This window comes from Desmonostoc vinosum (assembly GCF_059505385.1).
On record NZ_JCACKM010000069.1, the window covers coordinates 1 to 12,064 of the forward strand.

At 40.9% G+C, this 12,064-nt stretch carries 6 protein-coding genes; 1 reads left to right on the forward strand and 5 read right to left on the reverse strand.

All coding sequences use genetic code 11. From position 1 onward, the window contains the following. Positions 1-58: 58 nt before the first annotated feature. The 5 genes from AC5JMF_RS12135 to AC5JMF_RS12155 form a co-directional block, all read right to left on the reverse strand. Positions 59-3,472: an amino acid adenylation domain-containing protein gene (locus AC5JMF_RS12135; protein WP_495795968.1), complete on the reverse strand. Its 3,414-nt coding sequence runs from the start codon at positions 3,470-3,472 to the stop codon at positions 59-61. A gap of 300 nt (positions 3,473-3,772) precedes the next feature. Then, entirely contained in the window at positions 3,773-5,167 is a 1,395-nt protein-coding gene (locus AC5JMF_RS12140) for an ATP-grasp domain-containing protein (RefSeq protein ID WP_495795969.1), read from the reverse strand. Positions 5,168-5,410: 243 nt separating this feature from the next. Beyond that, positions 5,411-6,244 carry an O-methyltransferase gene (locus tag AC5JMF_RS12145; RefSeq protein WP_495795970.1) on the reverse strand — a complete coding sequence of 278 codons (834 nt, stop codon included), beginning with the start codon at positions 6,242-6,244 and terminating at the stop codon, positions 5,411-5,413. Between the two features lie 4 nt (positions 6,245-6,248). Beyond that, on the reverse strand, positions 6,249-7,478 hold the full coding sequence (locus AC5JMF_RS12150) for a sedoheptulose 7-phosphate cyclase (protein WP_495795971.1): 1,230 nt from the start codon (positions 7,476-7,478) through the stop codon (positions 6,249-6,251). Between the two features lie 1,210 nt (positions 7,479-8,688). Then, positions 8,689-9,615: a cobalamin-binding protein gene (locus AC5JMF_RS12155; RefSeq protein ID WP_495795972.1), complete on the reverse strand. Its 927-nt coding sequence runs from the start codon at positions 9,613-9,615 to the stop codon at positions 8,689-8,691. Between the two features lie 234 nt (positions 9,616-9,849). Here AC5JMF_RS12155 and AC5JMF_RS12160 point away from each other — a divergent pair, with 234 nt between their 5' ends. Beyond that, a complete protein-coding gene (locus tag AC5JMF_RS12160) occupies positions 9,850-11,979 on the forward strand; it encodes an ATP-binding protein (RefSeq protein WP_495795973.1) in 2,130 nt (709 codons plus the stop codon). Positions 11,980-12,064 lie beyond the last annotated feature (85 nt).

Consider the following 12,064-nt stretch of genomic DNA (forward strand, 5'->3'; position numbering starts at 1 on the left):
AGCCAGAAAATTTATTTTCTGGCGAGTATCCGACTTTTGCAAGAGGTCTAATGACGAATTATGAATTATCCAAGTAAGTTTTTAACCTTTCTGCTAGAACTTGGACATGGGGTTCTAAGACAAATGAATAGTGATGTCCAGTAACTTTACAAATCTCTATTTCATTTGCTGCTAGTACTGAAAATAACTCAACCCATACTAAAGTCGGATCTGGGGCCATGATATGTTTTTCAGTTGCTCGAAAAACGGTAACTTTTCCCGGATATAGACGGCGTTTATAAGCATAAGTTGCTTTTAATGTACCTACCAAAACATCTAGAATTCGGCGATTGTTTTGTTGTTGCACTGCTGGTGGAAATATCTTAACTTGTCTGGCTTTTTCGATAATATAGTTGATTTTCTCCTCCACATTAAGATGAGAAATTTCTTCAGGCTCTACTAAATTATCTCGTCCAAACATGCCGCCAAATACACGGGAAAGAACACCAACTAAATAAGCATCATCTATCTTTTTGGCTTTTTCTAACAAAATTGGCACATAAGAATCTAACACCGCTAACAGTGATATTTCTTCTCCTTGTTGAACTAATTGTTGAGCGATTTCGTAAGCAACAACTCCACCAAAAGACCAACCACCAATTTGATATGGCCCCTGCGGTTGGACTGTCTGAATTGCCTGAATATATAGGCTAGCCATCTCCTCAATTGTTGTCAGGGGTTCTTTTGTTCCATTAAATCCTTGAGCTTGTAAACCATAAAATGGCTGTTCTGTACCCAAGTAACGAGCTAGATTTACATAACAGAAAACGTGACCCCCTGCGGGATGAATACAGAAAAATGGTCGTTTGTTACCTTGTGGTTGAATAGGAATAATCGGTGAGGTGAAATCTACTTCGTTTGACGATCGCAACAGTTCTGCTAATTTTTCAATCGTGTTATTCACAAAAAGAACTGCTAATGGTAATTCTCGATCATATGTTTGGGCGATCGCACTCATTAAATGTACTGCTGATAGGGAGTTTCCCCCAATTTCAAAAAAGTTATGAGTAACACCAATCGGTGAGATAGCTAAAATTTCTGACCAAATTTCTGCTAACTGCTTTTCTATTTGATTTCGCGGTGGAATTAGATTTTCGTCTCCACTCAATATTGAGGAGTCAGGTTGAGGTAAAGCACGTCTGTCTACTTTACCACTGGGAGTTAGAGGCAGTGAACTTAAAACTATAAAAGCTGAGGGAACCATATAGTCGGGGAGTGATTGCTTAAGGAAATTCCGCAGTTCTTTGGGTGTAGGTTGCTGTTGTTGAACAACAATATAAGCAATCAACTGTTTATTATTTAAATGGTCTGTCTGAGCAATAACAACTGCTTCTCGAATCTGAGGATGTTGAGTTAAAGCGTTCTCAATTTCTCCTAGTTCTATACGAAAGCCGCGAATTTTTACTTGATGATCTATCCGACCAATGTATTCGATATTACCATCATGTAGATAACGGGCTAAATCACCAGTTTTATACAATTTTTCGCCATCTTTAAAAGGATTGGTAATAAATCGTTCAGCTGTTAAGTTTACACGGTTGAGATAGCCACGAGCCACTCCCACACCACCAATGTAGAGTTCACCAATTGTTCCTAGAGGTATTGGTTGCAGGTGAGAGTCGAGAATATAAAGTTGAGTATTAGCTATAGCTTTTCCAATCGGTACAGTTCTGAGTTGACTCAACGGTTGACACTGCCAAAATGTAACATCAATCGCTGCTTCAGTGGGGCCATAAAGGTTGTGTAATTCGCAACCCAAACGGGCAAAAAATCGCTCTTGCAAGTCTAGTGGTAATGCTTCTCCACTACAAAATACCCGTTTGAGAGATTGACAATTTTCTAATCCCTTTGCTTCCAAGAATACTTGCAACATTGAAGGAACAAAGTGCAGTGTTGTAATCTCCTCTTGGGCAATAATATCAACTAAATAAGCAGAATCTCGCTGTCCACCAGGTTGTGCGAGAACCAAACGCGCCCCAGTTAATAAAGTCCAGAAAAATTCCCAAACTGAAACGTCGAAACTAAAAGGCGTTTTTTGGAGAACGCTGTCAGTTGCAGTTAATTTGTAAGTGTCTTGCATCCACAGTAAGCGATTGCAAATCCCCCGGTGAGTGTTCATCGCACCCTTGGGTTTGCCTGTGGAACCAGAAGTGTAAATCACATAAGCTAAGTCAGTAGGTTTGACTGCTGAACTGGGGTTAATATCGCTGGCTTGTGAGATTTTTTGCCAATCGCTGTCTAAACAAATTGTTTGAATTCTTCCTGTAGATAGATGCTCAATTAAGTTAATCTGCGTTATCAGCACAGATGCTTGGCAATCTTCTAGCATATGTGCCAAACGTTCGGGAGGATATTCTGGATCGAGTGGCACGTAAGCACCACCAGCTTTAAGAATTCCTAACAATCCTATAACCATTTCCAGGGAACGCTCAACACAAATGGCTACCAGTACATCTGGCTGCACTCCTAATGTTTGCAAGTAGTGTGCTAGTTGATTGGCTCGACTATTTAGCTGACGATAGGTAAGGTGTTGATCAGCGAATGTAACTGCGATCGCATCTGGTGTTCTTTCAACCTGTGCTTCAATAAACTGATGCAGACATTGAAACAAATCATAATCAACTTGTGTATTATTCCATTCAACCAATTGTTGATGGCGTTCTGCTGGACTCAAAAGGGGAAGTTGAGCGATGCTAGAAGAGGAATCATTAGCGATCGCTACTAGTAAATTCTCAAAATGCCCTGCTATCTGAGTAATCGTCAAAGAGTCGAGCAAGTCACAGTTATAGTTAAAGGCACACACCAAAGACTCTGAATGAGCAGTAACTTCCAGGGTTAAGTCAAATTCAGCCCTTTGTTGAGGAAAGTCAAAACACTCTAACTCTTGTGAATTTTGCACATCCTCATAGGCAAAAGCCACCTGACATATGGGAGGATGACTCAATTTCAAATCTGGCTGTAGTTGCCGAACTAACTCAGCAAAGGAATAATCTTGATGAGCGATCGCTTCTTGACAAGTTTGCTGAATCTGTTTAAGGAAGTCTTTAACACTCAAATGATCAGCAACATCACTCCGCACAACCACCAAGTTATGGAAATTTCCCACGACAAATGAATCGCGTTCTTTTCTAAGTACTGTCAGCCAACCAACGAGAATATCTTCTTCACCTGTGTAGCGCCGCAACAAGATTTGGAAGGCCGCTAAAAGCAATACTGGTAAATTAACGTTTTCAGCCTCTGCTACACCTATCAACTGTTGCAGCAGCTGTGGCGAAATCCGCAGTGTATGAGATGCACTATTATAAGTTTGCACAGGAGGACGAGGACGGCTCATTGGAAGGTTGAGTAGTGGCAAAACCCCTGATAACTGCTTTTGCCAATAGTCTTGATGTTGGGAAAGACTAGGACTATTAGATGCTAATGTGATTTGCATAATTTAAGCTTGTCGCATTAAGTAATTCGTAATTCGTAATTCGTAATGACGCGACGCTCCTGCGTCGCTCTAAGCGAAGCTATGCCGCAGGCTTTACGCTGACGCTCGTACCTCGCTACCGCTTCGCTAACGCTAACGCTATCGAGGACTCGCTACCGCTGCGCTAACGTAATTCGTAATTAAGTTTTGTAATAGGGTTAAATCCCATTACAAAACTTGCTGGTTATAGAACCGGGGGACTTCAACCCATGGAACTAGTTAATTTTGAGGAATACCTATCAAAGTTGGCTTGACAAACTACTAATCGCCGCCAAACTCTACTAATTTGCCAATATTGAAGTCTATCTTCACCCAACCTCTTAGCTGTAGCAGATTTTGCAGCAAAAGTAAGGTAATTTGCCAATGATGCAAAGTAAAAAACGGTAGAGGGTCATCAACTTGATAAATTGCATCAGTACCCCGTGTAAAGTTATTCAACCAAGTTTGTAATTGTTTCAGTGAGCGAATTCCAGTTAATCGCCAAATTTCGTGATAATTCCAGTAAGTAGGCTTGCTGTTAGCGAGGGGTTGCAAAGGTGCAGTTTGAGGAGTTTTCCCTAAATAAGCTTCTGCGACACCTGGGTGGTTGTAAAACATTGTGATTGCCGAATGCGTGCGGGGATTGCATTCAATCGCGTAGACTGTACCGTCTTCTGCTTGGATAAAGTCAAAAGACACTTGTCCCGTTAGTCCCAAACCTTTGACAAAGCGCTGCACCCATTCGCGAATTTGGGGATTTTCCACATGTTCGTAGTTGATTTGAAATGCTGAAGAATTTGAGCAGCAATGCAACCTTAACTCGCCATCTCGCACCGTACTATGGGTACATAATTCCTTACCTGGGATAAACTCTTGCATAATCCAAGGTTTTTGTGGGCTGATGGGCAAACTCTTGACAAAATCTGCTGTCTCTTGTGGGGTATCACAAGGCAGCTTAGTTAAGTTTAAGCGGCGAACAGAGTCGTAGGAAATACTTTTGAGGATGTATTTGCGAGTTTCTTGGCTAAAATCGAAGTTAATGACTTGTTCGGGGTCTGTAATTTTAAAAGACTTGGGTACAGATAAACCAAGCGATCGCGCCTGATCGGTAAAAGCAAATTTATCATCCAGCATCTTAGTTATATCTGCATCAAAGTGGAAAACCTCACAATATTCTGATAGTGCAGGTTTTGCCAAAGAGTCATAGTAACTAGCTATAGGACTGCACACAGGTACATAAACGTCAACATTTTCTTTTTTGACGATTTCTACTAGCGCCTGGATATAACCATCCGGGTCTTTTTGCGGTGCAGGAACCGTATAAAACCGACTCACAGCCTTTGAAAATCTATGCCCAGATAACCAATATTTGTGCGTTTCCACCAGAATGACGCGATGTCCCGCAGCGGCAAAAGATCGCGCCAATTGCAATGCCTTAGTCATTTTGCCGCCACTCACCAAAATAGTCTGAGGGTGAGTAGCTACCGTTCTTTTTACAAAAGGCGATCGCACAACACCCCACAACAGCGACACCAACACCACAAAACCATTAATCGGCAAAGCTATCAACAATAGCGCCAGAGTTCCAACAGTCTTAACGAACGCCCACACTTTTCCCCCCACACCCATCGATGGCGTAGTCTCTTGAGGAAAAGATAAGGGAATTGATTGTGTCATAAGTTATTCTTTTTTAGGTAATGGGGATTGGGGAGTGGGGACTGGGGACTGGGGATTGGGGACTGGGGATTGGGGATTGGGGACTGGGGATTGGGGACTGGGGAGTGGGGATTGGGGAACTTGTACTGAGCAAAGTCGAATACTGAGCGAAGTCGAAGTATGGGGAATTGTCATTGATTATTCTCCGCGTCCCCGCGTCCCCGCGTCCCCGCGTCCCCGCGTCTCCCTCATCCCCCTCATCCCCTACGCCACGCGTCTAATCAAAGTCAAACCATCTCGTATGGGTAGCAAAACCTGCTCTACACGAGGATCGGCGACAACGACCTGGTTAAAATGAGCGATCGCTTCTCCATTGACGGTGCGTTGTTCGGGTGGTAAGTAAACTTGTCCCTGCAACAAAGTATTATCCACACAGATGATGCCATCAGGAGCTAACAAGTTGTTATCCAAGATGATTTTGAAGTACTCGACATACTCTTTTTTGTCGGCATCAATGAAGATTAAATCAAACGATTCTTGTGCTGCTGCTAGCTTGTAGAGTGTCTCGATTGCTGGTGCTACTTCCACAATAATCTTGTCACCGTGAGGAGACTCATCAAAGCAAGCTTGAGCAAATTGAGCCACGTAGGCATCTACCTCGCAAGCAATTAGCTGCCCATCGCTGGGTAAAGCTTCTGCCATCGCCAAAGCTGAATATCCTGTAAACATTCCCACTTCCAAGATGCGCTTGGCTTTGGTCATATGGACAAACATCTTTAAGGTCTGTCCTTCAAGATGTCCTGAAAGCATTTCTTGCTCTAATTGACGCACTGTTTCACCATCACTGAAACGCTTGCTCCAGTCTTCTTTGCTAGTTTTCTGGGCTAGTGCAGTCAATGCAAACGATTCAGGGGTAGTGCAATCATTCAGATATGGATCTAAACCTACTGCTAATTGCAACCCTTGCCGCAGAGATGTCAATATCTCTTGCGGAATATTATTTTCCTCGGCTATTTTGAGGGTTTTTTGTAGGTGCGCCACCAAAATACTATGTGGTGTGATTGGTCTGGCGGTATCTTTGCCTAAAACACTAGTCATGCATTCACACTCCCAATAGTTCGGTTTCTGGAGTTTCAATGTAAGCATCAACTCCTTCTCCACCACGGGGATATGCAGCACAGAGATTTTTATGTTCAGCTAAAGCAGCATCTAGTTCTTCATAGGTGAGATCGTTGGCAAAGAAGCACTCACCAATTGGTTTGGGCATGGCTGCGCGTTGTTTGCCATCTCGTGTCAAGGTAATAGATTTGGTGGCATACCAGAGCAAATCACTATCTAACAGAGGATGATCTAGTGATAAACCAATACGACTCATTAGGCCTAAGATGCGATCGCGTTCTCTGGATGTGATATATCCTCGTTTAGCTGCGATCGTTGCAGATAAGGCCATATCTATATTCACAGCATGACCATGATATAGAGGTACATGAGGAGCTAATTCTAAGGTAGGACTCCAAGTATGACCATAAGCAATCACACGGTCTAAGTCGATTTCATGCAAGTTAGGAGTTTCCAACTCCAACATAGTTTTGATGGCTTCGTAGTTTACCTGATGAGCAATTTCTTGGAGTTCGGGTGTGCCATTCACATGCCCAAAATGAGTTTCTAGTAGTTCTTCGCCATATTCATATAGCAACTCAAAAACTTGGGAATTTGCCACTACAGCAATTTTGACTAACTCCGCCATACCATTACGAACTTGTGCTGTTGGTAAGGTTTTTAAGAAGGAGAAATCGAGGATCACTTTCAAAGGAGCATGATACGCCCCCAAGCGATTTTTTAACTTGCGATGGTTGACTGCTACTTTAATCGCCACACCTGCATCGATTAAACCAATTAACGTTGTGGGAATGCGAATATAGTTGCTCTTCCGACGGTAAGCAGCACAAGCAAATCCTGCAACATCCGTGATTAAACCACCACCTACAACTAACACTGGTTCTTTGCGAACTAAGCCAAATTCTGAGAAAGCATCAACGATTTTTTCAAAGGTTTCCAGAGTTTTCGCAGGCTCACTAATAATGATGGGAAATACAGTTAGATCAATGTCATAGTGTCTAAAATATGACCTGATCTCCTCACCATAAAGTTCGTAGACATTAGCGTCAATCACAGTTAGACAGCGACCAAATTTCTGATAGTTATCAGCAATTTCTCGATTCTTGATATTGAATGCGCCATTTACATAGACAAGGCTAAACTCAATTTTTTCGTAACCTTCTACATGAAATGCAGTTTTTGTTGCTTCAAACGATGCTTGGACATTACTCATTGCTGTTTACCTCGATGTAACTGAAAATTTGTGAGAACTTGAGCAATATTTCGGATTTATCCTGGTGCAGGACAACAACAAATGATGCACTTTTCGTTTTAATTTAAAGGCACCACTAAATAAGCTTTCATAAGAAAAGCTCACTACTATTGCTGGCTGGCAATGTTATTACACAACACCATTAATTCGGATAAATTCTGCAAGTCGGTTAAACTTTTTTTGGATAACCTCAAAACTAGTCAACTAGTCCCCCTAGCAATATCTTGTAACAACGCTTGCACTCTTCCCTTTGGGATTGTTGACTGGATATTGAAGAAATTAATCTGAATTTAGATTAATTCCCTAATATTTTTCCATGGCTTTTCGAGCGTTCGATTCCACAAAGTTTTTATTCGGAAAAACTGCTCATCTCGTTCTTCTGTGGGCTTCCATTTCAGATTACAGCCTTGATTAACCTTCAGTTCGCTGTTTTTTACCATTAGTCTCGAACCTTATATTGCTAAACTCGCTAAACTTTGTCTCATTCAGAATGACAGTGGAATTTTAAGAAGTTAATTAGAATTTAAATTAACTCCACTACGCTGATTTCTGGTATTTTTAGACTGTTTGACTCCATAAAACTTCTACCCTTGAAGACGGATTATAAAATTCATCTCCAGGTTTCCATTTGAGATTACAGCCCTGATTAACTTTCAGTTCGCTGTTTTTTAGCATTAGTCTCGAACCTTAATTTGGCTAAAAACAATGAGGATTAGCTACACTCTGCCTTCTTCAGAATGATGTGAGAGTTCCAGTTTGATTTGGTCAAGTTACTGCTCAGTACTTAATATACCAATGTCAGGAACTTATGAAAACTCAGAATTAGATATATTCAGAGTTAATAATGGAAAACTTAGCTCAACTCTCTTCAGGAGTGATGTGATTTAAAAAAGTTTTGAAAAAAGCTTATATTGAGTTTTGCTCTAAGCCTAAGCTATTTTGGCTTAGCCCAGCACTATAATTTGCTGGTCTGCGCCTGAGAACAACAATAAGAATCATAACATTGTTACAACAAAAATCATCACATCTGTAGTTAGATTTAAGTAAATGTATATCCTCCTAATGATTTATCCTCAAAAATGGGAACGCCAGTGTTTGGTGGATTAGGAATAGGGAATTGGGAATTAGGTGTTTGTGATTTCTCCCTCTGCCCCCTACTCCCTACTCCCTCTTACAAAGGCTCCCAACCTGCACCTTTGTAGCCATATTGGAAAATTTCTGGATGCAAAATTTCTGCCAAAATCTCTAAGGAATCTACTAGTCTTGGCCCTGGACGGTTGAAATAAGCATTGCCATCTGTGATGAAAACTCTACCTGTTTGGGTAGCGTGGAGTTTTTGCCACTCTGGGAGTTGGGTTAATGGCAGCGTTTCTTGACGGGTGCGGTGTAAATTAAAGCCGCAAGGCATAAAAATAATCACATCTGGATTGCTGGCAATGAGTGTTTCCCACGGCAAGATGGGAGAGGGTTGACCTTTGACGCAAAATAAAGACTGGCCTCCTGCTAAATTAACTAACTCTGGAATCCAATTTGCTGCACCCATCAAAGGATCTGTCCACTCAATGCAGGCAACATTGGGCAGTTCATTTAAAGCAAGTCCCTGAATTTTTTGTTCACAAATCTTAACACGAGATTCTAAGTTTTCTAAGACTTTTACAGAATCTACATTAAAAACATTACCGACTCGCTCAATATCAGCCCAAACATCCTGAAGTAAATTAGGTTGTAGGGAAATAATTTGAGGCTGGCTGTGGATTAACTCAGCAACTGCTTTTTCAACTTCTTGTAAGCTAACAGCACAAACATCACACTGATCTTGAGTAACAATGTGAGTAGGTTGTAATTGTTCTAGAATATCTGTCTTAATTTGATAGATACTTAGAGCAGATTGCAGCAGCTTGTTCACCTCATCGTGAATTTCGTTGCTTGGAGCATTAGCGTTTAACCGTGCTTGGGTACAAATAGGGCGATTTTCGATTTCTGGAGGGTAGTCGCATTCGTGCGATCGCCCCACAATGGCATCAGTCAACCCTAGTGTCGCTAAAATTTCTGTTCCACTGGGAATCAGCGATACAATTCTTACACTGCTATCCGTCATTGCTCCACCTCCACAATAATCGTTATCTTAATTTTTGCAAAATTTAAGTAATTAGGTATCTTTCTTCAGAGGAATACATAGCTTGGATGTTGTCACTTCAAAATTATCAGATATATTTAGGAAAAATATTCTTTCTGAGTATGAAAAACTGTATAAACTAACTGTAGTTATAAAAGATGGTTCTACTTTTTTTGTAGAATTCCAAAGCAAACTTATTTCTTGCCGGGGGCACCAATGCAAGTAGTGGGGGTGAGAGAAATAATAGAGCGCAGGCAGATTAAAGAAGCTCTACAAATTAAAATAAACGGTCGGCGCAAACAGAGCCAAGCACTAGTGCAGTTGGCAAAAAGCAAGGTATTTCAGCAAAGCAATCTTAATCTAGCATTAAGAGAAATCACGGAAACTGCGGCTCAAATACTCTTAGTAGAACGGGTTGGTGTGTGGTTATATAATCTAGAAGACCGCTCTCAAATTGAATGTGTCGATTTGTATAATACCAGAACTGAAGAACATACTTCTGGAAAGTTACTGTTAAAAACAAACTATCCGACTTATTTTCAGGCATTGGAAGAGGAATATAGCATTACTGCACATGATGTTAGAAGAGATATTAGAACTCAGGAATTATACCAGTCTTATCTTGCGGTATTGGGCATTAAATCTATACTAAATACACCAATTTGGTTGGAGGATAATTTATTAGGTGTAGTATGCTATGAACATGTTGGCGACACTCGGCAATGGACTTTAGCAGAAGAAAATTTTGCTGGCTCAATCGCAGATTTCGTCACACTGGCAATAGAAGCTAGCGATCGCAATGTTACCCCAGAAGTCTTACAGCAAAGTAAAGAGCAATACCAGGCAATTTTTGCATCTTCTTCTATTGGCATTGGACTAATAGGTATGCAAGCACAAATAGTTGATGTGAATCCGGCGCTATGCAGAATTTTAGGATATAGCCGAGAAGAATTACAGGGCGAGCGCTTCACAGATTATATTCTCACACAAAGAGGGGATGTAGAACTTTATAAACAATTGCAAACGGGAATTCGCGATCGCATTGAAATTGAAAGACGTTGTCAGCATCAAGATGGTAACCTAGTATGGACTCGCCTTTGTGTTTCCGTAATTCTTAATACAAATGGTAAACCTGAATTGTTGCTAGCAATGGTCGAGGACATTAACGAACGCAAGCAAACAGAGTTGAAACTACACGCTTCTCAAGAGGCAGCTGAAGCTGGTAGCCGCGCAAAAACTGAATTTTTAGCAACCATGAGCCACGAATTGCGGACACCTCTCAACGCAATTATGGGCTTGTCGCAGTTATTGCAACAAGAAATGATCGGCTCTCTCAATCATAAACAAAGAGAATACATAGATTGTATTCACAACAGTGGTGAACACCTCCTAGCATTGATCAATGATATTCTTGATTTGTCTAAAGTCGAAGCAGGCAAAGAGGAGCTTTTGCTATCACCTTTGTCAGTGCCAAATTTATGTAATTATGTGATTGCTGCTGTTAGCGATCGCGCTTTAGAAAAAGGATTAAAACTAACAAGTGAAATCGATCCTCAAGCAGATATTTGTGTTGCTGACGACCGACGCATCAAACAAATTCTCCTCAACCTGCTCACAAATGCGATTAAATTCACCTCAGTTGGGCAAGTGTCACTGGTAACAAAAAAAGTACCAAAAGGTATTACCTTTACAGTTTCAGATACAGGAATTGGTATTGATTCGCAGCAGTTTCAATTTTTATTTGAACCATTTAAACAGCTTGACAGCCAGCTAAATCGTCAGTATGAAGGTACTGGTTTAGGTTTAGCTTTAACCCGTAAATTAGCGCGCTTGCATGATGGAGATGTGACAGTAACATCAACTTTGGGAGAAGGTAGTCAGTTTACTCTGTTTCTACCAGATCCACCAGGTTTAGAAGATAGTGAAAATAATCCTGATGAGGAAGATACATCGGGAACATCCCCCACAGTTTTGCCTCCAATCAAACGCATTTTACTTGTAGAAGATGAAGATAAAATTGCTGTAGTATTGCAATGTTATCTGCAAACAATTGGCTACCAAGTAGAGTGGATTAATAATGGCAATAATTTTTTAGAAAAACTGCAAACTATCCAACCAAGTTTAATTTTAGTAAATGGGCAGTTAGGAGGAGAATTTAACAGCATACATTTACTTAACATCCTCAAACAAGAGTCTTCTTTCAAAGATTTGCCTGTGGTAATAATTAGCTCACACGAACCACCAGAAGATCAGCTTTCTATTTTGTTGGATAGCGCTAAGGACTATCTCATCAAGCCAATTCGGATAGTTCAACTAGAGTCGATATTGATGCGATATTTGGGTTGAGTTGGGTACTAGGGATTGGGGATAAGGAACTTCCAAATCAAAAATATCCTATCGCTTTGGGTGTAAGGAAGTAGCACTTCGACTT

What these genes read in the sequence shown, in the direction of transcription:
- AC5JMF_RS12135 (WP_495795968.1), bottom strand. Translation starts at nt 3,472, where the DNA reads ATGCAAATCACATTAGCATCTAATAGTCCTAGTCTTTCCCAACATCAA.
- AC5JMF_RS12140 (WP_495795969.1), bottom strand. Translation starts at nt 5,167, where the DNA reads ATGACACAATCAATTCCCTTATCTTTTCCTCAAGAGACTACGCCATCG.
- AC5JMF_RS12145 (WP_495795970.1), bottom strand. Translation starts at nt 6,244, where the DNA reads ATGACTAGTGTTTTAGGCAAAGATACCGCCAGACCAATCACACCACAT.
- AC5JMF_RS12150 (WP_495795971.1), bottom strand. Translation starts at nt 7,478, where the DNA reads ATGAGTAATGTCCAAGCATCGTTTGAAGCAACAAAAACTGCATTTCAT.
- AC5JMF_RS12155 (WP_495795972.1), bottom strand. Translation starts at nt 9,615, where the DNA reads ATGACGGATAGCAGTGTAAGAATTGTATCGCTGATTCCCAGTGGAACA.
- AC5JMF_RS12160 (WP_495795973.1), top strand. Translation starts at nt 9,850, where the DNA reads ATGCAAGTAGTGGGGGTGAGAGAAATAATAGAGCGCAGGCAGATTAAA.